This is a genomic window from Nocardioides sp. LS1, from assembly GCF_003865225.1.
Taxonomy (GTDB): Bacteria; Actinomycetota; Actinomycetes; order Propionibacteriales; family Nocardioidaceae; genus Nocardioides; species Nocardioides ginsengisegetis.
Map to the genome: position 1 here is coordinate 134,811 of NZ_BIFF01000002.1, position 21,391 is coordinate 156,201.

Consider the following 21,391-nt stretch of genomic DNA (forward strand, 5'->3'; position numbering starts at 1 on the left):
GGGGTGTCGACGGGAGGAGCACGAGGTCCCGCTCCCCCCGACTCCCGGCCCGTGAAGGCGGGACCAAGGTCCCCTCACACGGGCGCCGGCACGACGGCCACGGGGCTCGACGCGTGCTCGACCACCGCTGCGGTGATGGTGCCGAACAGCACGCCGGACACGGCGCCGCCGTGGTGGGCGCCGATGACCACCAGGTGCATGCGTGATCCCTCGCGGACCAGGCACTCGTCGGGCCGGCCGCGGCACAGCTCGGTGTGCACCGGCACGTCCGGGAACTTCTCGGCCATGTCCTTCACCGTCCGCGCCAGGAGCAGGCGGGCCTCGTGCAGCCGGGCGTTGCGCTCGGCGTCCGTGGCGGCGGACGCGGCGAGGTCGACCGCCGGGCAGTGCATGACCGTCAGCGGGAGGCCGTGCGTGGAGGCCTGCCGGTAGGCGAACTCGAGGGTCCCGGCGGAATGCTGCGTCCCGTCGATGCCGACGAGCACGCCGTGCCGCTCCAGCCCGGGGTTCCCGGGACGGACCACCACCACGGGGCAGGTCGGGTGGCGGGTCAGCGCGACGCCGACCGAGCCGAGCAGCAGGCTGGCCACGGGTCCCCGCCCGCGCGACCCGACCACGAGCAGGGCCGCGTCGGACGCGGCCTCCAGCAGGGCTCCGCGGGGATCGCCGAGGACGACGCACTCGTGGACGTCGACGCCGGGAGCATGGTCCAGGACCGCAGCCCGGGCGGTCGCGAGCAGCGCGTGGCCGTCGGTGACCAGCGCCTCGAGCACCGCTCCACGGTCCACGCCCGGCTCCCCGGCCCAGGTGGTGGCGGCCGCCCCGATGGTGTGCAGGAGGGTGAGCGGGCGGTGCTCCAGCGACGCCTGCTCCGCCGCCCAGGCCACGGCCCGGGTCGAGGAGGTCGATCCGTCGACCCCGACGACGATGCTGCCGGGGCGGACCTCGATGCCTGTCACGGGAGCCCCACGTAGCCGTGCTTGCTCTTCCAGAGGAAGTACTTCTCGAAGGCCAGCTTGAACGCGTGGGCCTGCGGGCCGGGGATCAGCACCCCGTGCTTGCGTGGGGGCATCATCTTGTCGGCCAGGATGATGACGCCGTTGTTGCCGGCGTCCATCACGCAGAGCGCCGGGATGTCCCCGAAGGCCTTGTGCACCATCGGCTCCTCCCCGCGGACCTGGGCGACGATGTTGCTCGCCGCCGCGTGCGCCTGCTGCTCGGTCGGGAACCCCGTCTTCGGGACGCCGACCGGCACCGCCGTGGTCCAGGGGACGTCGACGGCAGCGGCCACGCCCACGGCGTACACGTGGGGGTACTTGAGGGACTGGTAGGTGTCGTGGACGGCCACGAAGCCCCGGTCGTCGGTCAGTCCGTCCACGGCGCTGACGACGTCCTGCCCCCGGAACGCCGGGACCACCATGGCCCAGGCGAAGTCGAGGGTGCGTCCGTCGGACAGCCGCAGGGACCGCTCGTCGACCGACTCCATGGCCGCGTTCGTGATCGTCTCGATCCCGTTCATCCGCGTGAACATCCCCAGCAACTGCTCGCCGTGCGGCAGGCCGCCGATGCCGAAGTGCCCCAGGAACGGCTCGGCGGTGACGTAGGTGAGCTTGACCTTCTTGTCGAGCCCGGCCCGCTTCAACCGGTAGGCGGTGTTGAAGAGGAACTCGTACGCCGCGCCGAAGCACCCGGCCCCCTGGGTCGCGCCGATCACGACGTCACCGGGGTCCTCCAGGAAGCGGGTCCAGTCGCGCGCGGCCGCGAAGGCGTCCGGCACGGTGGTGATCGTCGAGGCGTGCCCACCCAGACCGATCCCGGGGACCGTGTCGAGGTCGTTGCGGAAGCCGGTGGCCAGGACGAGGTAGTCGTAGTCGTGGCTGGCTCCGGACTCGGTGACGACGGTCTGCGCGACCGGGTCGATGCGCGTGGCGGCCTCGTGGACGAAGTGGACACCGTGTGCGTCGAGCGTCCGGTCGACGCGGAAGCTGATGTCCTCGAAGGTGCGCTTCCCGAAGGGCACCCAGATGAGCGACGGGGTGAAGACGAACCGGTCCGACGGCGAGACGACGGTGACGTCGACGTCGGGGCCGAGCTCGCTCTTGAGCGCCAGCGCCGCCGTGAGGCCGCCGAAGTTGCTGCCGAGCACGAGGACGTTCGTGGACATGGTCAAGACCTCCTGTGGTCGTCCGGGTGCTTCGACTCTCGCGGGCCCGGACCGCCCGCGTCAGGGCGCTTCGGGCACCGTCCGGAGGACCAACGTCACCCGGCCGAGCCGGTCGGGTCGACGACCAGCACCGGACACGCGGCCTCCCGGAGCAGGGCGCACACGACCGGTCCCAGGTGGCTGCCGACGGGCAGGAGGTGGTGGTGCCGACCCAGGACGAGCGCGGAGCACTCGCGTGACTCCGAGAGCAGCGCGTCGACCGGCCGACCACGCCAGGCCACCACCTGGGCAGCCACGTCCGGGAACTCCTCCAGCACCGGGGCGACCCGTCCGCGCAGGGTCGTCTCGACGTACGCCGGGTCCTCCACGACGCAGACCAGCCGCAGCGTGCCGGTGGTGCGCTGGGCCATCTCGAGGGCGGTGCGCACCACGGAGAGGGCGGGTTCGGGCTCCACTCCGACGCAGACAGGTCGCTCGTCCCACTCCTTGCGGCGCCAGGCCGACGGGACGCACAGGACCGGCACCTGCGACCTGGCGGCGATCCCGCCCAGGTGGGCCAGCGCGGTGAGCCGGCCGTGGTGCTCGGGCCCCCGCTGCACGACCACGACGGAGGCCTCGCTGCTGCGTTCCACCACGCCCCCGACGACCGAGCCCTCCAGCAGCTCCGTGGTGACGGCCACCTGCCCCTGGGTCCGTTCGCGCAGGCGTTGCTCGGCGCGGTACAGGCGGGAGAGCGCGGCCTGGCGCCCCGGCGGGTCGGCGAGGGGCAGCCGGTCGGGAGACGTCGGGACGAGCAGGCCGGGACCCGACGCGGCGTGCACCAGCACGACGTCGCTCCTCCGCGCTGCGGCCTCGACGGAGGCGGCGTCCAGCAGGGCGTCCAGCTGGTCCTGGGTCCCGACGGCGGCGAGCACGGGGCGCGGCATCTCGCTGCTCATCGTGGCTCCTCAGCCGACGGCGGTCGGGGTCGGTTCGACGACGACCACCGGGCACGGTGACAGGCGCGAGCAGCTCTCGCCGACCTGGTCGTGGTGGCGAGGCGGGATGGTGGGTCGCGGAGCGCCGACCACGAGCAGGTCTCCCCGCCGGGCGGCGCGCACCAGGACGTCGACCGGACGGGCGTTCGCCACGTCCACCGTGATGGCGACGGGTCGTCGCCCCGCGCGCTCCAGGGCGATGTCGAGGGCCTCGCGCTGCACCAGCACCGCCCGGGCGCGCGTCTCACAGAAGTGGCCCGGCACCTCGTGGATGAAGACCTCTCCCGGCTCGGGCCACGCGGTCACGACGTGGACCGTCCGGCCCCCGGCCGTCGCGACCTCGAGGGCCCAGGTCAGGGCCTGGATGCTCGAGTCCGAGCCGTCGACGCCGACCACCACGCGTCCGCGCGCCGCGTCGTCCCGCTCCGTCATGATCGTCTCCCTCTGGTTCCCCGCTCATGTTGTTTCGGCCCGTCAGTCGAGCCGGACCCGCTCACCCAGGCGCGGTACGACGGCGCACCAGCCGAGCTCGTCCCGCACCCGCTGCGCCATCGCCTCGGCCGCACTCGGCTCGCCGTGGACGACGTACACCGTGCTGGGCGGCTCGGTGGCCCGGCCCAGCCACGCGGTCATGTCCTCGGCGTCGGCGTGCACCGAGAAGTCGTCGACCTGGACGACCTCGGCCCGCACCGGGACGTAGCGCCCGTGGATCTTGACCTGCCGGACCCCGTCCAGGAGCTGGCGTCCCCGGGTCCCCTCGGCCTGGTAGCCGGTCAGGATGACGGTGTTGCGGCTGTCGGGCAGCTGGTGGGCGAGGTGGTGCACGACCCGGCCGCCGGCGGCCATGCCGGACGCGGAGATGACGATGCAGGGGAACGACGGCCGGTTGAGCCGCATCGAGTGCTCGGGGTCACGCACGGCCCGCAGGTCCAGCCCGTCGAGCGCCTCGAGCAGGACCCGTGCCTCCGGCCGCAGCTGCGGGGAGGGTGCGGAGACCGCGCGGCGGTAGACGTCGAGCGTGGCCAGGGCCATCGGGCTGTCGACGAACACCGGCAGCCGCGGCACCCGGCCGTCCTGGGTGAGGCGGTGGAGCGCGACGAGCACCAGCTCGGTGCGGTCGACCGCGAAGGCCGGGATGAGCACCGATCCGCCCCGACCGACGGTGCGCCGGATGGCGGCCGCGAGGTGCTCGGGGTCCGGGTCGGGGTGCCGGCGGTCGCCGTACGTCGACTCGATCACCATCACGTCCGCGGGCGCCGGAGCTGCCGGCGGCAGCAGCAACGGGTGCCGGTCCCGGCCCAGGTCGCCGGTGAACAGGACGCGCGCCGGACCCGCCTCCAGGAGCACGGTCGACGAGCCGAGGATGTGCCCGGCGGGACTGAGCGTCCCCCGCACGTCCCGGGCGAGGTCGGTCGGCACGCCGTACTCGACCGGCTCGAAGAGCGGCAGGGTCTTCTCGACGTCGGTGTCGTCGTAGAGGGGCAGGGCCGGGTGGTGCTTGCTGTAGCCCGAGCGGTTGGCGTAGCCGGCGTCCTCGGCCTGCAGGTGGGCGCTGTCCCGCAGCACGATCTCCGCCAGCTGGGCCGTCTCGCGGGTGCACACGATGGGGCCCGAGAACCCGTCGCGCACGAGTCGCGGGAGGAAGCCGCAGTGGTCGAGGTGGGCGTGCGTCAGGGCCAGCCCCTCGATGCTCGACGCGGGGATCGGCAGCTCCTCCCAGTTCCGTCGCCGGAAGTCCGGGAGTCCCTGGTAGAGGCCGGCGTCGACCATCACCCGCTCGTCGCCGAGGTCGACGGCGAACCGGCTCCCGGTCACGGTGCCCGCGGCGCCCAGGAAGGTGAGGAACGGGCTGGCGCTCATCGCGGTGCCTCGGGTCCGCGCACATCCATGACTGCCTCCGCTCTCGGGACTGTTCGTGAGACCACCCTCGCGAGCGTTTGCCGCGCCCGACAGGGTCCTTGGTCATCCGTTGGGGGCCATTGGCGCGACCGGCCGCGGGCCCCAGACTGGCCACGGAGGAGGCGCGATGCCGGACCAGCAGCCACGAGCACCGCTGATCGGTCCCGCCGTGGATTCGGTGGACGACGACCCGGCGGACCTCCTGCTCCGGGACGCGGCGACCGTCGTCGACCGACTGGGGTCCGGCCCCGACGGCCTCAGCCAGGACGAGGCGGCGCGCCGCCTCGTCGAGAGCGGCCCCAACGAGCTGTCGGTGGCGAGGACGTCGGGCCTGCTCCGCGCCCTGGTGCGCCAGCTCACCCACCCGCTCGCCCTGCTGCTCTGGGCCGCGGCCGTCCTCGCGGCCGCCACCCAAGGGGCAACCCTGGCTGTCGCGATCACCTGCGTCATCGGCATCAACGCGGCCTTCGCGCTCGGCCAGGAGCGGCACGCCGAGCATGCGGTCGCGGCGCTCGCGCAGTACCTCCCCCCGCACGCCACGGTGGTCCGCGGCGGCCGGGAGCTCTCGGTGGAGGCACGCCAGGTCGTGCCCGGCGACCTCCTCGTCGTGGAGGAAGGCGTCGCCATCTGCGCGGACGCCAAGATCGTCACGGGTGCCGTCGAGTGCGACCTGTCCGCGGTCACCGGCGAGTCCGCCCCCGCCCTGCGCCAGGCCGGGGCCGATCCGCAGCGGAGGCTGGTCGACGCGGGCGACGTCCTGCTCTCCGGGACCACCTGCACGTCCGGGGAGGCCCGGGCAGTGGTCGTGCACACCGGCATGGTGACCGAGCTCGGCCGCATCGCCGGGCTGAGCAGCCGGACCAGCCACGAGTCGAGCCCGCTCGAGCAACAGGTACGCCGGGTGGCCTGGCTGATCGCCGCGGTGGCCGTCGGTGTCGGGCTGGCCTTCCTCCCCCTCGGCGTGCTGGCCGGCCTGGGGCTGGGCGACGCCGCCGTCTTCGCGATCGGGCTGCTGGTCGCCAACGTCCCCGAGGGCCTCCTCCCGACCATCACCCTCGCGCTGGCCGTGGGGGTCGCCGAGCTGGCCCGGCGCGGCGGGCTCGTCAAGCGCCTCAGCGCCGTCGAGACGCTCGGGTCCACGGACGTGATCTGCACCGACAAGACCGGCACGCTCACCCAGAACCGGATGCAGGTGCACAGCCTCTGGGGGCCGTCCGGCCGCTCCGCTCCCCATGACGCGACCGCGGAGGCGATGGCGACGGTGCTGCGGCGGTGCACGAGCGCCGACCCCGGGTCCGGGCACGGCGACCCCACCGAGCTGGCCCTGCTGAAGGGGGCCGACCGCCTCGGCGTCCCCGACGACGGCGGCACGGTGACGCGCACCTTCCACTTCGACCCACGCCTGCGACGGATGTCGGTGGTGGTCGTGGGCGGCGCCGGCCGCCAGCTGTGCACCAAGGGTGCGCCCGAGTCGGTCCTCGAGCTGTGCGACGCGGTCCTCGACGAGGAAGGTCGGTCGCAGGCGTGGACGCCCACCGACCGTGCCGACGTCGCGCTCCGGCTCGACCGCCTCGCCGACCAGGGGCTCCGGCTGCTCGCCTGTGCGGTCCGGCAGCTCGGACCGGACGACGACGACCCGGAAGGCGACCGGGAGTCACTCGAGCGGTCGCTCACGCTCGTCGGGTTCGCCGCCCTGACCGACCCGCTGCGGGACGCCGTACCGGACGCCATCGTGCGGGCCCACCGTGCGGGCATCACCGTGCACGTCATCACCGGTGACAACGGACGAACGGCCGGGGCGATCGCGCTGGGGGCCGGCATCGGGGCCGGGCACGGCCGCCCGCACGTGGTCAACGGGTCCGAGCTCGAGGCGATGGCCGACGACGAGGTCGACGCGATGCTGGGCTCGGGGCGCGAGATCGTCTTCGCCAGGAACACGCCCGAGGACAAGCTCCGGATCGCCTCGCGGCTCCAGGCGCTCGGGCACGTGGTGGCCATGACGGGCGACGGCGTGAACGACGCCCCGGCCCTCCGCCGGGCGGACATCGGCGTGGCGATGGGGCGGTCGGGGACCGACGTCGCCCGCGAGGCCGCGACCATGGTGCTCACCGACGACGACTTCGCCACGATCATCGGTGCGGTGCAGGCGGGACGTCGCGTCTACGACAACGTCCGCAAGTTCATCCTCTACATCTTCGCCCACGCGATCCCGGAGATCGTGCCCTTCCTGCTGTTCGCGCTCTCCGGCGGGGCGATCCCCTTGGGGCTGACGGTGACCCAGATCCTCCTCATCGACCTCGGGACCGAGACGCTGCCCGCGCTCGCGCTGGGCCGCGAGGCCGAGGAGCCCGGCATCATGGCGCGTCCCCCGCGCCGGCGGAGCGAGGGGATCATCACCCGCCAGATGCTGCTGCGCGCGTGGGCCCTGCTGGGCATCACGTCCGCGGTCCTCGTGACCGCCGGTTTCCTCGGGGTGCTGTGGTCGGGCGGCTGGCGACCGGGTGACTCCGTGGCCCCCGGGACCCGGTTCCACGAGCGCTATCTCGAGGCGACCTCGATGACGTTCGCCGGGATCGTCGCCTGCCAGGTCGGCACCGCGATGGCCGCGCGCACCGACCGGGTCTCGCTGTTCCGCATCGGGTTCCTGACCAACCCGCTGCTGCTCCTGGGCATCGCCTTCGAGCTCGCGCTCACCGCCCTGGTGCTCTACACGCCGGCCCTCCAGGACCTGCTCGACACGCGCCCGCTGGGCGTCGCGCAGGTGCTGGCGCTCGCCACCTTCCCCGTCGTCGTCTGGGGCGTCGACGAGCTCTACCGCTGGCGACGCCGCTCGGTCAGGGCGTGATGCCCGCGGGCGTCGCTCCCGCCATCTCCGCGAGCCGCCGCCCCCACGCGTGCGCGCGCTCGGTCTCGCCGTCGGCCAGCGGCCCCTTGAGGTCGGTCACGTAGAAGCTCGTGGGATGGTCCAGCATCACGAGCCCGCGACGCCGCAGCCGCTTGGCGGCACGGCGGGCCGCCGACCCGGGCAGGTGCCGCACCTTGTCGATGCGGGTGTCGAAGACGGCGGCCGCCACGTGCGGCTTCCCGGCCTCGTCGAGGCCGTCGAGCCACTCCCGGAGGCCGGTCGGGGCGTGCGCGGGAGCGGCACCCTGCTGCACGGCGCTGTCGCGGGTCGACCGGCGGCTCATCGAGAAGCCGTGCGTGGGGCCTCCGACCACCAGGACGTCGCAGTCGGCGAGGACCCCTGGACCGGCCGCGGCGACGTCGAGCACCGCGGTCTCGGACCCGGCTGACTCGAAGCCCGCCGCGACGGCCCTGGCCACGTGCTCGGTGTTGCCGAACATCGACTCGTAGACGATCACGGTGCGCATCGTGCTCACTCCTCCCGTGCACCGGCGGCTTCGAGCTCCAGGTCCTGGACCTCGGCGATCACGTCCTGGGCCGGCAGCACCAGCACGGGGCAGGGCGACCGCTGCAGGAGCGCTCGCGCCGTGCTCCCGAGGTTGGCCGCCGGCGGGAATCCGTGGGCCCGCCGGACCAGCACCAGCAGGTCCGGGCCCTCGACCTCCTCGAGGAGGGCGTGCACGGCCTGGTCGTGGACCGACCTGACCTCGACGTCCACGTGCGGGAACTGTGCCCGCTCGCCCGCGAGGAGCTCCTCGACGTCCCCGGTCGCGGCGGCCGTCCAGGCCGCCTCGCGGGTGCGGGTGACGATGCGGTCGTCATACATGTTCGGCAGGGACCAGGCGTGCACGACCACCAGCCTCGCCCCGCGCGCCGATGCCTGCCGGAAGGCGGCGGCGAGGAGCTCGGCGGAGTGGCGGGACGACTTCAGCCCGACGACGACGCGCCCCGGGCCGGTCGGCGGGCTCCAGTCCGCCGGGACGGAGACGACCGGACTGCCGGCGCGCGCCATGACGCCCATCGTGACCGCGCCCGTGTAGATCCGCCGGAGCGGCGTCACCGTCTCGTGTCCCAGCACGATCATCCGGGCGTCACGTGCCACGTCCACCAGGGTCGGCACGGTCCGTCCGACGCGCAGGAGCTGGCGGCACTGCACGGTCCCGGCGTGTCCCGCGGCCGCGTCGGCGGCCTGCTGGAGCAGGGTTCGACCGATCGCCTCGACGTCGCTGTCGAGGTCCGTCGGGAAGATGTCGGTGGTGGGTGCGAGCGCCGTGAAGTCCGGGAGGACGTGGACGATGTCCAGCCCCACCCCGAGCCGTTCTGCCTCGAGGGCGGCGTACTGGACCGCCCTGGCGCTCCCGGCGCTGCCGTTGGTGCCGACAACGATGCCGTTGCCCAGTTTCTCGGACATGGTCTGCTCCTCGCTGGCGTCGGCCGGTCAGGCCCGGTAGCTGTCGTTGGGGACGACCACGGCCCGGCCCCGGATCGTGCCGTGCTCGAGCTGGCGGTAGGCCTCGGCGGCGTCGTCGAGGGTGAACAGCGTGGTCTCGGCGCGGAGCAGGCCGCGCGCGCCGAGGTCGAGGACCTCCACGAGCTCGCGCCGGTTGCCCCAGTACGTCGTCTGGACGCTCACCTCGTAGGGCAGGCCGAAGAACGACACCGGCAACGTGCCGCCGGCGATGCCGACGATGGTCAGGTCGCCGACCTGCCGCATGCTCGCCGCGGCCAGTCCCAGCGTGTCGTCGGACCCGACGAAGTCGAGGACCACGTCGGCGCCCACTCCCCCGGTGAGCTCGCGGATCGCCTGGACCGTGTCGGGTCCGGGAGCGAACGCGTGGTCCGCGCCGGAGGCGACGGCCAGGTCGCGGGCGGCGTCACGCGGGTCCACGACCACCACCCGGGCAGCCGTCGTGGCCCGGAGCACCTGGACCCCCAGGTGACCGAGGCCGCCGGCACCGATGACGACGGCGGTGGCGCCGGGCACGAGCTTCGCGGCCGACCGCCGCACCGCGTGGTACGGCGTGAGGCCGGCGTCGGTCAGGGGCGCTGCCTGCACCGGGTCGAGCCCCTCCGGGAGCGGGACCAGGTGCCGGGCACCCGGGACCAGCAGGTACTCCGCCATCCCGCCGTCCAGGCCGAGGCCGCCCCCACCTCCGGGCACGGGCGCCAGGTCCGGCCGTTCGCAGTAGGTCTCGAGGCCGTCGAGGCACCGGCTGCAGGTCCCGCAGCCCCAGGCGCCGACCACGGCGACGGGCTGGCCGGGCTCCAGGCCCGTGACGCCCTCGCCGAGCGTGTGCACCCAGCCGGCGTTCTCGTGGCCGAGCGTGAAGGGGGGCGCCCACGGCAGGAGTCCCTCGTCGAACTCCCGCATCAGGTGCAGGTCGGAGTGGCAGGCGCCCGCGGCCCCCACCTGGACCAGGACCTCGCCCGGGCCTGGGCTCGGGACGGGCACCTCCTCCAGCACGGGATCGCTCTTCCATGCCTTCAACCGCAGCGCGCGCATCTGCCCGTCCTTCCGTCGCTCCCGACCCGGTTCGGCCGGTCGTCCCCAGCCTCGCGAGCCGGGCCCGGAGCGCTGCAGAGGCGGAGGGCCACCGAGACGGGACGTTGGTCCCTAGAGGACCGCCGCGGACGCGGGAGACCGTGGGGCAACGTCCCAGGAGGAAGCCATGACCGACCGATCCGCCCTGCCCGTCCTCGTCGCCGTCGACGACCCGGAGAACTTCGACGCCGCCCTGCACTTCGCGGCCAGGGAGGCGACCACACGAGGGTCCGGGCTGGAGATCCTGCACGCCTACCACGTGAGCCTCACCGGCCCGGAGAACGCTCTCCTTGACTTCGGTACGGCGGAGAAGCTCGCCGACGAGACGCTCCGCCTGGCCGTCGAGCACGCGACCAACGTCCTCGGGGACCAGGTCGAGGTCAGCGGCACGCTGATCCGCGGCCCGGTCGTCCAGAGCATCGTCGACGTGAGCGCCGAGAGCCGGCTGGTCGTGCTGCAGCGCCGGGACCTGTCCCGCCTGGACCGGATCGTGACGCGGTCGACGTCCAGCGGCGTGGCCGCGCACGCCCACACACCCGTGGCCGTCGTCCCCGAGGGCTGGGCCCCCGTCGACGGCCCGGACCCCGTCGTCACCGTGGGGGTCGACGTACCGGCGCGTGGCCACGACATCCTGCGCCAGGCCCTGGCCGAGGCCCGGTGCCGTCGGGCGACGCTGCGCGTGGTCCACACCTGGTGGTCCCCGGGCTACTTCGACGACATCGAGATGGACCGCGTCGGCAGCGCCGGCTGGGCGACCGAGGTGGCCCAGGAGCTCAAGTCGGTCGTGGACGAGCTCCACGCCGACTTCGGCGACGTCCCGGTCACCATCGAGACCCAGCACGGGCGCCCGGCAGACTCGCTGGTCGAGGCCTCCCGGACGTCGGTCCTGGTCGTCGTCGGCCGCCACGACCCGCTGGTGCCCATGGGCTCGCACCTGGGACCGGTGGCCCGGACCGTGCTCCGCGCGGCCGAGTGCCCCGTGCTCCTGGTCGCCCCCTCCGACAAGCATCGGGGCTGGCGCCGGGCCGAGTGACCCTGTGCGGCGGGCCTCCGGACCCTGCCGTCCGGGTCCGCGACCCGGTGTGCTGGGAGCAGGAACCGAACCCTCGACAGGAGGCCCGACCATGTTGGTACGCGACGTGATGACATCGCCCGCCGTCACCGTGACCGCGGACACGCCGCTCAAGCAGGTGGCCCGGTTGCTCGACGAGCGCAGCGTGACCTCGCTGCCGGTGGTGGACGGCCACGGTCACATGGTCGGGGTGATCAGCGAGGCGGACGTGATCCTGGTGGCCGTGCCGCACGACGCCCGTGCGCACGAGACACCGCGCTCGCTCACCCGGGAGCCGACCTTCACGCGGGCCGCGCAGGTCATGAGCCGCCACCCCGTGACGGTCTCCTCCTGGGCCGACCTCGCCGAGGCCACCGACCTCATGACGAGCACGTCGGTGAAGAGCCTCCCCGTCGTGGACGACGGGGTGCTGGTGGGCGTCGTGAGCAGGCGCGACGTCATCAGGACACTGGCCCGCAGCGACGACCGGATCGAGGCCGAGCTCGACGACCTCCTCGACGGGCTCGACGACGGCTGGCTGCTCGAGGTGGTCGACGGCGTCGTGATCGCCGACGGGCCGGACGACGAACGGGAGCGGGCCATCGTGCGCGCGCTCGCCTCGACGGTCCCGGGAGTCGTGGCCGTCCAGTTCCGGTGACCCACGGCCGAGCCGGCCGGGTCAGCAACGTCAGGAAGGAGCAGGGTCGCCATGAACATCTCACCGGACACCGCACCGAGCGCCTCGCTGCGCACGTCGGGAACGATCGTGGTCGGGGTCGACGACACCGCCACGAGTGACCGCGCCCTGGCCTGGGCGGCCGACCAGGCCGCCTTGGAGCACCGGGGCCTCACCGTCCTGCACGCCACCGGCGTCGTGCCGTCCGGCCGCGGTGCCGCCGACACCTCGCTCCGCAGCGGCGGCCACCAGGTCACCCGCCGGGCGCACCGCGTCCTCCTCGACGGCGCGTTCGGGGCCGACGTGCACGAGCAGGCCGTGCCCGCCGCTCCCGTCGCCGCCCTCGTCGACGCGTCCGCCGGCGCCGCACTGGTCGTCGTGGGCTCCCGCGGGCCCGGTCAGCTCGGCACGTTCGTGCTGGGCTCGGTGAGCCGGGCCCTGGTGGGGCGGACCCTGTGCCCCCTGGTCGTCGTGCCGGACCAGCAGCCGGACCGACCGGACGCGACGGGCGGCGTGGTCGTCGCCGTCGACGACCGCGAAGGACGGCGCGACACCCTGGACTTCGCCTACCGGCAGGCGGCCCTGCGGGGCCTCCCCCTGACGATCCTGGGCTGCGTGCTCGGCTCGGCGAGCGAGTCCGCCGACGAGCAGAAGCGCCGCATCAGCGAGGCCAGTGCCGGCTTCGCCGACCGCTACCCCGACGTGGTGACCACCATCGACGTCGACCGGGGCCGGATCGAGGAGGCCGTGGTCCGGGCCGGTCGTGGCCAGGCCCTGCTGGTGATGGGCTCGCACGTCCACTCGTGGATCTCCCGGGTCGTCCGCGGCGACGCCGAGCGCCAGGTCGTCACCCACGCCCCCTGCCCGGTGGCCGTCGTCCCGTCCGGAACCCCCGACCCCGCTTCTTGAACCATTCCAGAAAACGCGGCAGACTGCGGTCATGCCCACCCCCCAGGACGTCGAGCGCATGCTGCGCGAGGCCGGCCTGCGGGTGACCCGGCCCCGCGTCGCGGTGCTCACCGCGGTGCACGACCACGCGCACGCCCACACGGACTCGATCATCTCCGTGGTGCGCCAGCACCTGGCCGACGTCTCCCACCAGGCGGTGTACGACGTCCTGCGCGCGCTGACCGACGCCGGGCTGGTCCGCAGGATCCAGCCGCCGGGCTCGGTCGCCCGCTACGAGTCGCGGGTCGGGGACAACCACCACCATGTCGTGTGCCGCGCCTGCGGCGCCATCGCCGACGTCGACTGTGCCGTCGGCGACACCCCCTGCCTCACCGCGTCCGACGACCACGGCTTCTCCATCGACGAGGCCGAGGTCGTCTACCGGGGCCTGTGCCCCGACTGCTCCACCTGATCCAGCACCAGAACGCAGCACCCCGAACGAACCTCACGTCAACCGGAAAGGCCCTCCCGTGTCTGATCAGCCCGATGCCGTAGTTGGAGAGATGAACGAGAGCGAGGGCGGCTGCCCGGTCGCTCACGACCGCGCGCCCCACCCGACGCAGGGCGGTGGCAACCGGGGCTGGTGGCCCGACCGCCTGAACCTCAAGATCCTCGCCAAGAACCCCGCCGTGGCCAACCCGCTCGGCGACGACTTCGACTACGCCGCGGCGTTCAACAGCCTCGACCTCGCCGCGCTGAAGCAGGACATCACCGAGGTCCTCACCACGTCGCAGGACTGGTGGCCGGCCGACTTCGGCCACTACGGCCCGTTCATGATCCGGATGGCCTGGCACAGCGCCGGCACCTACCGGATCCGCGACGGTCGCGGCGGCGCCGGGGCCGGCATGCAGCGCTTCGCGCCGCTCAACAGCTGGCCGGACAACGGCAACCTCGACAAGGCCCGCCGCCTGCTGTGGCCGGTGAAGAAGAAGTACGGCCAGAGCATCTCCTGGGCCGACCTGATGATCCTGACCGGCAACGTGGCGCTGGAGTCGATGGGCTTCAAGCCCTTCGGCTTCGCCGGTGGCCGCGAGGACGTCTGGGAGCCCGACGAGGACGTCTACTGGGGCCCCGAGACCGAGTGGCTCGGCGACGAGCGCTACACCGGCGACCGCGAACTGGAGGACCCCCTCGCCGCGGTCCAGATGGGCCTCATCTACGTCAACCCCGAGGGCCCCCACGGCAACCCCGACCCGCTGGCCGCCGCTCGCGACATCCGCGAGACGTTCCGCCGGATGGCCATGAACGACGAGGAGACCGTGGCCCTCATCGCGGGCGGCCACACGTTCGGCAAGACTCACGGTGCCGCCGACCCCGACCAGTACGTCGGCGACGAGCCCGAGGGCGCGCCGCTGGAGGAGATGGGCCTGGGCTGGAAGAACTCCTTCGGCACCGGCAAGGGCGCCGACGCGATCACCAGCGGGCTCGAGGTCACCTGGACCTCCACCCCGACCCAGTGGAGCAACGGCTTCTTCGACCACCTCTTCGGCTTCGAGTGGGAGCTCACCAAGAGCCCTGCGGGAGCGCACCAGTGGCAGCCGAAGGACGGCGCTGGAGCGGGCACCGTCCCGGGTCCCGACGCGGGCTCGGCCATGCGTCCTCCGACGATGCTCACGACCGACCTGTCGCTGCGGTTCGACCCGATCTACGAGCCGATCTCGCGGCGCTTCCACGAGCACCCCGAGGAGTTCGCCGACGCGTTCGCCCGCGCCTGGTTCAAGCTGACCCACCGCGACATGGGACCGATCCAGCGCTACCTCGGCCCCGAGGTGCCGCAGGAGCGGCTGCTGTGGCAGGACCCGATCCCTGAGGTCACGGGCAGGACCATCGGCGCCGAGGACATCGCGGCGCTGAAGGCCCAGGTCCTCGACTCCGGGCTCACGGTCGCGCAGCTGGTCTCCACCGCCTGGGCCTCGGCCTCCACCTTCCGGGGCAGCGACAAGCGCGGCGGCGCCAACGGCGCGCGGGTCCGCCTCGAGCCCCAGAACACCTGGGAGGTCAACGACCCCGAGCAGCTGGCGACCGTCCTGCGCACCCTCGAGGGCGTGCAGGCGGCGTTCAACGCCAGTGGCGGGGCGCAGGTCTCGCTGGCCGACCTGATCGTGCTGGCGGGATGTGCCGGTGTCGAGCAGGCCGCCCGCAACGCCGGTCACGACGTCGTCGTCCCGTTCACCCCCGGGCGCGCGGACGCCTCCCAGGAGGACACCGACGTCGAGTCCTTCGCGGCGCTCGAGCCCACGGCCGACGGCTTCCGCAACTACCAGGGCAAGGGCCAGCGGCTGCCGGCGGAGTACCTCCTGCTCGACCGGGCCAACCTGCTGACCCTCAGCGCTCCCGAGATGACCGTGCTGGTCGGCGGGCTCCGGGTCCTGGGCGCCAACGCCGGCCAGTCGCGCCACGGTGTCCTCACCACCACCCCCGGCTCGCTGACCAACGACTTCTTCGTGAACCTGCTCGAGCTGGGCACGACGTGGTCGGCGGTCGACGACTCGCAGGAGGTCTTCGAGGCCCGCAACGCCGCCGGTGAGACGACCTGGACCGGGACGCGCGCCGACCTCGTGTTCGGCTCCAACTCCGAGCTCCGGGCCCTCGCGGAGGTCTACGCGAGCGACGACGCCCGGGAGAAGTTCGTGCACGACTTCGTCGCCGCCTGGTCGCGGGTCATGGACCTCGACCGGTACGACGTGGCCTGACCGACTGACCCACCTGCCGTCCGGGTCGGCCCTCACGGGCCGGCCCGGGCGTCAGCCCCCGACGATCTCCTCGAGCTCGTGGACGGCGGCCGCCAGCCGGTCCGACACCCGCTCGACCCGGGCCGGGTCCGGCACGGTGTCGGTCTCCCTGACGTGCTGCTCGATCGCCAGGCACGCGGCCTCGACGTGCTGGGCCCCCACGTTGCCGGCCGAGCCCTTGAGCCGGTGGGCGTGCCCGGCCACCGCGGCCGTGTCGCCGGCGGCGACGGCGCTGCGCAGCAGCGCCAGGTCCTCGGCGGAGGACGCGATGAACGCCGGCACCACCGCCCGCAGCAGGCCCAGGCCGTCGTCGGGCCCGATCCGCCGCAGCGAGGCGATCCGGTCGGGGTCCAGGACGTTGGCCGCCGGCACGGGCGCGCCGACCCAGCGCCGCAGCGTCACGCGCAGGTGGTTGACGTCGACCGGCTTGGCGACGAAGTCGTCCATCCCGGCTGCGAAGCACCGGTCCCGGTCCTCGTCGAGGACGCCGGCCGTCATCGCGATCACGGGAGTACGCCGGGTGCCGTCCTCGCGACGCCGCAGCTCGCGGGTCGCGGCGAACCCGTCCATCTCGGGCATGTGGCAGTCCATCAGGACCGCGTCGAAGTGCTCGCCCTCCAGGGCCTCGAGCGCGTGCCGGCCGTGGGAGACGATCACGGCGTCGTACCCGAGCTCGGTCAGCAGGCCGAGCGCCACCATCTGGTTGACCGCGTTGTCCTCGGCGACCAGCACGCGTCGCGAGCCGGCCGAGGCCGGCGAGGACCGCAACGGCACGGGGTTCGGCCCCAGCGTGTCGAGCTCCTCCAGCGAGGGTCGTCGCCCGGCATGAGGGGACTCGGACGCCGTGACGGTCGTGGCCGGGAGCTCGAGCTCGAAGCGGAACGTGCTGCCCGCACCGGGCTCGCTGTCGACGAGCAGGTCCCCGCCCATCTTGTGCACCAGCCGGCGCGAGATCGCCAGGCCCAGGCCCGTGCCGCCGAAGCGGCGCGTGGTCGAGGCGTCCGCCTGGGAGAAGGGCTCGAACAGGCGCGCCCGGGTGTGGGCGTCGATCCCGATGCCGGTGTCCTCGACCTCGAACCGCAGCCGGTCCTCGCCGTCCCCCGGCACCCGGACGACGCGGACCTCGACGTGCCCGGCCGGGGTGAACTTCACCGCGTTGCCGGCGAGGTTGATCAGCACCTGCCGGATCCGGCCGGCGTCGCCGAGCACGGCGGTCGGCACGTCGGGGGCGCAGACGGTGCGGAGCTCGAGACCCTGGTCCGCAGCTGCGCTGGCGAGGAGCACGCCGATCTCCTCGACCAGGCGCTGCGGGCCGAAGGCGACCTCCTCGAGGTCGACCTTGCCCGCCTCGAGCTTCGAGAAGTCCAGGATGTCGTCGATGATCGCCAGGAGTGCCTCTCCGGCGCCCCGCACGCCGGCGGCGTAGCGTCGCTGGACCTCGTCGAGCGAGGTGTTGAGCAGCAGGCCGGTGAGACCGATGACGCCGTTCATGGGGGTGCGGATCTCGTGGCTCATCGTGGCCAGGAAGTCCGACTTGGCGCGTGAGGCCGCTTCGGCAGCGGCCTGGGCGGTCTCCAGCTCGGCCTGGCGCGCCCGGGCGACCGTGACGTCACGGATGATCGCGGAGACCCCGGTGATCGCCTCGCCGTCGTAGATCGGGGAGACCGTGAGCGAGACCGGGACCAGGGAGCGGTCACGGCGGACGAACTCGGTCTCGAGGCTGCGCCGGGTCTCCCCCGCCATCATCGCCCGCCGCTGGATCTCCTCGGCCTGGCCGCGCAGCTCGGGCCGCACCAGCATCTCGATGTGCTGGCCCACGGCCTCGTCGCTGCGGTAGCCGAAGAGCCGCTCGGCGGCGGCGTTCCAGCTCGTGATCACGCCCTGGGGCGTGGAGCTGACGATCGAGTCGTCGGAGGACTCCACCAACGAGCGGAAGCGGGCGTCGGCGCTGGACAGCATCGCCAACGCCTCGCGGCGCTGCTCCTGGGCCACGCGCCGCACGGTGACGTCGCGGAAGCTCCACACCCGGCCGACGATCTCGTCGTCCACCCGCTGCGGACGTGAGTAGCGCTCGAAGGTCCGGCCGTCGCGGAACTCCAGGACGTCGTTGCTCTCCTCGGCCGGGTGCTCGTAGAGCTCGTGGACCTTGCTCACGAAGACCTCGGGGTCGACGAGCTGGTCCAGCACGAAGCCCAGCAGCCGGTCGTCGTCGCGGGAGGCCATCAGCTCCTCGGGGATCCCCCACATGGCGACGAACTGGGAGTTGGCCCCCGCGATGGTGCCGTCGGCGGCCACGACGAGGATGCCGTCGGCGGTGGACTCGAGCGTGGCGTTCACCAGCGACAGGGCGTTGCGCAGGTCGTCGTCGTGGAGCTGGCGGTGGGTGACGTCGCGGACCGTCGCGACGATCGGCGCCCCGCGCTCGGGCAGTGGCGCGAGGTGCACCTCGACCGGGAACGACGTGCCGTCGCGGTGGCGGCCGAGCAGGGTGAGGTCGGTGCCGAGGGGTCCCGGGGCGACGTCGCCGTCCGCGATCATCCCGGCCAGGCTGTCGGTCAGACCGGACGGGATCAGGACCGCGTGGTCGCGGCCGACCAGGTCGCTCCGCTCGTGTCCGAACATGCGCTCCGCGGCCGCGTTGACCCGCACGACGGTCCCGTCGGTGGCCACGACGACCACGGCGTCCGCCAACGCCTCGACGAGGTCGTCCGAGCTGTGTTGATGCGTCACCTCAGACTCCCTCCGAGCCCGTCAGCGGTGGGTTGGACCCCTTTGTACCCCACGGTCACGTCGTGGGTCGGACGACCTGACGAACTGGTCCCATCAAGTCCAGTCGGAGATCTGACGGCGGGAGCCTAGGGCACGCGGGCCGTGTCACACGTGCACCGGGGCCGCGAGTCCCGGCACGGCCGTCTAGCCTGAGCGCGTGCCCGAGCAGACTGCCCCGTTCCGCGTCGGCTTCGTCACCGGGGCGACCCCCGACAAGTGGGCCGGGGTCTGGCGCCAGCGGCACCCCCGCGACCCGCTGGAGCTGGTCCCCGTGGAGGAGGGGACGCAGGAGGACGGGCTGCGCAGCGGCGCGCTCGACATGTGCCTGGTCCGCCTGCCGGTCGACCGCACCGGGTTGCACTGCATCCCCCTGTACGACGAGCTGCCGGTCGTGGTCGTCGGCAAGGAGCACCTCGCGACGGTCGTCGAGGAGGTGTCGGTGGAGGACCTGGCCGACGAGCAGCTGGTCCTGCCGCACGTCTCGGGCTGGACGCCGGACGTCCCCCAGCTCGACTGGCCGCCGATGTCCGTGGCCGATGCGGTCGAGGTGGTCGCCTCCGGCACGGGCGTGCTGATCGTGCCCATGTCGGTGGCCCGGTTGCACCAGCGCAAGGACACCACCTACCGCCCCGTCCACGACCTGCCGGCCACCAAGGTCGGCCTCGCCTGGCTCGTCGACAACGACGACCCGCGCTGCCAGACCTTCATCGGCATCGTCCGCGGCCGCACGGAGCGCAGCTCGCGCGGCTGAGCCCTCCTGGGAACCACCGGCCGGACTGCGGTCCGGATCACAGTGCGGGAGATCACCATCACGCCGAACCTGCGTGTGACCTGCAACGACCCGGGAACGATCGGGGTCGACCGTACTCTCAGTTTGCCTTCAGGTACCCCTGTTGAGACGGTCGAAGACCCCCGAATCGACCGCAACGAAGGAGGCGGGGCCCCGACGGGCTCCGACTGACGTGACGACAGACCAGTCCACACCGCCCACTTCCACGACCTCCCCGGCCGCTGCACCCGGCCCGGGTGAGGTCGACGACCTGCACCCCGCCCTCGACGTCCCCGTCGAGGAGGCCGGCCACACGCGTGCCGGACTCGACAAGGTCGTCTTCGGCGTCTCGGCCGCCATCGCCGTGGCGTTCCTCGTCTGGGGCTTCCTGAGCACCGACTCGCTCGCGTCGGTCTCCGGCGACTCCCTTGCCTGGACGATGGCCAACACCGGCTGGCTGTTCGTGACCACGTCGAGCGCCTTCGTGGTGTTCGTGCTGTGGCTCGCGCTGAGCCGGTTCGGGAACATCAAGCTCGGCCGCGACGACGAGGAGCCGGAGTTCAAGACCGTCTCCTGGGTCTCCATGATGTTCAGCGCCGGCATGGGCATCGGCCTGATGTTCTACGGCGTGAGCGAGCCGATCACCCACTTCGCCACGCCGCCCCCGGGCACCGGCGAGGCGGGCAACCCCGAGGCCGTCCAGCACGCGATGGCCACCACGCTCTTCCACTGGACCCTGCATCCGTGGGCGATCTACGCCGTCGTCGGCCTCGCGATCGCCTACGGCGTCTACCGCAAGGGCCGCCTCCAGCTGATCTCGGCCGCCTTCGAGCCGCTCCTCGGCAAGCACGCCAACGGCCCGTGGGGCAAGGTCATCGACATGCTCGCGATCTTCGCGACGCTCTTCGGCTCGGCCGCCTCGCTCGGCCTCGGCGCGCTGCAGATCCGCTCGGGCCTGCACATCGTCAGCGGCTGGAGCGCCACCGGCAACGGCGTCCTCGTCGGCATCATCGCGATCCTGACCGTGGCCTTCGTGCTCTCGGCCGTCTCCGGTGTCGCCAAGGGCATCCAGTGGCTGTCCAACATCAACATGGTGCTGGCCATCGCGCTGGCCGTGTTCGTCTTCGTCGTCGGCCCGACGATCTTCATCCTGAATCTCGTCCCGACCTCGCTCGGCTCCTACCTCGGCGACCTCGCGATGATGTCGTCGCGCACCGGCGCCGAGGGCGCCAAGACCAACGCCTGGCTGCAGAGCTGGACCGTCTTCTACTGGGCCTGGTGGCTGTCGTGGACGCCGTTCGTCGGCATGTTCATCGCCCGCATCTCGCGGGGCCGCACGATCCGCCAGTTCGTCAGTGGCGTGCTGCTCGTCCCGAGCCTGGTGAGCCTCGTCTGGTTCTGCATCTTCGGTGGCGCGGCCATCAAGCTGCAGCAGACCGGCACCGACATCGCCGGCGCCGGTGGCGTCGAGACGCAGCTGTTCTCCACGCTGCAGGCCTACCCGCTCGCGACCGCGGCGAGCGTCATCGTGATGATCCTGGTCGCGATCTTCTTCGTCTCCGGCGCCGACGCGGCCTCGATCGTGATGGGCACGCTCTCCGAGCGCGGCACCATCGAGCCGTCGAAGCCGACCGTCATCTTCTGGGGCGTCGCGACCGGTGCGGTCGCCGCCGTGATGCTCCTGGTGGGCGGCACCGACGCGCTGTCCGGCCTCCAGACGATCACCATCGTGGCGGCCCTGCCGTTCGTGCTGGTGATGGTCGGCCTGGCCGTCGCGCTGGTCAAGGACCTGCGCAACGACCCGCTCATGGTGCGCCAGAAGTACGCCGCCGAGGCCGTCGAGGCGGCCGTGGTGGCGGGCGTGACCGAGCATGGGGACGACTTCGTCCTCTCGGTCGAGCGCGACCCGGAGGCCAAGCCCGAGTAGGTCTCGACAAGCTCGACCACCGAGCGCAGGCTC

Annotated in this window: 17 protein-coding genes; 8 read left to right on the forward strand and 9 right to left on the reverse strand. The window is 73.0% G+C overall.

Annotated elements, in window-relative coordinates:
• Positions 1–74: 74 nt before the first annotated feature.
• The 5 genes from EJF31_RS21765 to EJF31_RS05410 all read right to left on the reverse strand — a co-directional run bounded on the left by EJF31_RS21765 (position 75) and on the right by EJF31_RS05410 (position 5,001).
• Positions 75–959: a universal stress protein gene (locus EJF31_RS21765; RefSeq protein ID WP_185736149.1), complete on the reverse strand. Its 885-nt coding sequence runs from the start codon at positions 957–959 to the stop codon at positions 75–77.
• Entirely contained in the window at positions 956–2,164 is a 1,209-nt protein-coding gene (locus EJF31_RS05395) for an NAD(P)/FAD-dependent oxidoreductase (RefSeq protein ID WP_125036103.1), read from the reverse strand. The genes EJF31_RS21765 and EJF31_RS05395 overlap by 4 nt, the downstream gene beginning before the upstream one ends.
• Before the next feature lie 95 nt (positions 2,165–2,259).
• The gene (locus tag EJF31_RS05400) at positions 2,260–3,102 is read right to left on the reverse strand and encodes a universal stress protein (RefSeq protein ID WP_125036104.1); all 843 of its coding nucleotides are present in this window, start codon (positions 3,100–3,102) and stop codon (positions 2,260–2,262) included.
• 9 nt (positions 3,103–3,111) lie between these two features.
• On the reverse strand, positions 3,112–3,573 hold the full coding sequence (locus EJF31_RS05405) for a universal stress protein (RefSeq protein WP_125036105.1): 462 nt from the start codon (positions 3,571–3,573) through the stop codon (positions 3,112–3,114).
• A 42-nt stretch (positions 3,574–3,615) separates the two neighbouring features.
• The gene (locus EJF31_RS05410; RefSeq protein ID WP_125036106.1) at positions 3,616–5,001 is read right to left on the reverse strand and encodes an MBL fold metallo-hydrolase RNA specificity domain-containing protein; all 1,386 of its coding nucleotides are present in this window, start codon (positions 4,999–5,001) and stop codon (positions 3,616–3,618) included.
• 166 nt (positions 5,002–5,167) lie between these two features.
• Between EJF31_RS05410 and EJF31_RS05415 the strand changes: the two genes are divergently transcribed.
• A complete protein-coding gene (locus EJF31_RS05415) occupies positions 5,168–7,885 on the forward strand; it encodes a cation-transporting P-type ATPase (RefSeq protein WP_125036107.1) in 2,718 nt (905 codons plus the stop codon).
• On the opposite strand, the gene EJF31_RS05420 is transcribed toward EJF31_RS05415, so the two are convergent.
• The 3 genes from EJF31_RS05420 to EJF31_RS05430 are packed head-to-tail and all read right to left on the reverse strand — an operon-like array spanning position 7,875 to position 10,447.
• Positions 7,875–8,411 (reverse strand): flavodoxin domain-containing protein, encoded by a 537-nt coding sequence (locus EJF31_RS05420; RefSeq protein ID WP_125036108.1) that lies wholly within the window; start codon positions 8,409–8,411, stop codon positions 7,875–7,877. The genes EJF31_RS05415 and EJF31_RS05420 overlap by 11 nt on opposite strands.
• 5 nt (positions 8,412–8,416) lie before the next feature.
• On the reverse strand, positions 8,417–9,355 hold the full coding sequence (locus EJF31_RS05425) for a universal stress protein (protein ID WP_125036109.1): 939 nt from the start codon (positions 9,353–9,355) through the stop codon (positions 8,417–8,419).
• Between the two features lie 27 nt (positions 9,356–9,382).
• Positions 9,383–10,447 (reverse strand): NAD(P)-dependent alcohol dehydrogenase, encoded by a 1,065-nt coding sequence (locus tag EJF31_RS05430; RefSeq protein WP_125036110.1) that lies wholly within the window; start codon positions 10,445–10,447, stop codon positions 9,383–9,385.
• A 166-nt stretch (positions 10,448–10,613) separates the two neighbouring features.
• On the opposite strand from EJF31_RS05430, the gene EJF31_RS05435 reads away from it, so the two are divergent.
• The 5 genes from EJF31_RS05435 (at position 10,614) to katG (ending at position 15,854) form a co-directional block, all read left to right on the forward strand.
• On the forward strand, positions 10,614–11,519 hold the full coding sequence (locus EJF31_RS05435) for a universal stress protein (protein ID WP_125036111.1): 906 nt from the start codon (positions 10,614–10,616) through the stop codon (positions 11,517–11,519).
• A gap of 91 nt (positions 11,520–11,610) precedes the next feature.
• The gene (locus EJF31_RS05440; RefSeq protein ID WP_125036112.1) at positions 11,611–12,195 is read left to right on the forward strand and encodes an HPP family protein; all 585 of its coding nucleotides are present in this window, start codon (positions 11,611–11,613) and stop codon (positions 12,193–12,195) included.
• A 51-nt stretch (positions 12,196–12,246) separates the two neighbouring features.
• Positions 12,247–13,122, forward strand: coding sequence for a universal stress protein (locus tag EJF31_RS05445; RefSeq protein WP_125036113.1), 876 nt, complete (start codon positions 12,247–12,249; stop codon positions 13,120–13,122).
• A gap of 31 nt (positions 13,123–13,153) precedes the next feature.
• Positions 13,154–13,573 (forward strand): Fur family transcriptional regulator, encoded by a 420-nt coding sequence (locus EJF31_RS05450; protein ID WP_125036114.1) that lies wholly within the window; start codon positions 13,154–13,156, stop codon positions 13,571–13,573.
• A 91-nt stretch (positions 13,574–13,664) separates the two neighbouring features.
• A complete protein-coding gene (gene katG / locus EJF31_RS05455) occupies positions 13,665–15,854 on the forward strand; it encodes a catalase/peroxidase HPI (RefSeq protein ID WP_185736150.1) in 2,190 nt (729 codons plus the stop codon).
• A 51-nt stretch (positions 15,855–15,905) separates the two neighbouring features.
• Here katG and EJF31_RS05460 read toward each other — a convergent pair whose 3' ends face one another.
• A complete protein-coding gene (locus EJF31_RS05460) occupies positions 15,906–18,623 on the reverse strand; it encodes a PAS domain S-box protein (RefSeq protein WP_125036116.1) in 2,718 nt (905 codons plus the stop codon).
• Between the two features lie 196 nt (positions 18,624–18,819).
• On the opposite strand from EJF31_RS05460, the gene EJF31_RS05465 reads away from it, so the two are divergent.
• Together EJF31_RS05465 and EJF31_RS05470 are read left to right on the forward strand one after the other, a co-directional pair.
• Complete coding sequence (locus EJF31_RS05465; RefSeq protein WP_125036117.1) at positions 18,820–19,413, forward strand: LysR family substrate-binding domain-containing protein; 594 nt, start codon at positions 18,820–18,822, stop codon at positions 19,411–19,413.
• Positions 19,414–19,624: 211 nt separating this feature from the next.
• Complete coding sequence (locus EJF31_RS05470) at positions 19,625–21,358, forward strand: BCCT family transporter (RefSeq protein WP_125036118.1); 1,734 nt, start codon at positions 19,625–19,627, stop codon at positions 21,356–21,358.
• The last annotated feature ends 33 nt before the right edge of the window (positions 21,359–21,391 follow it).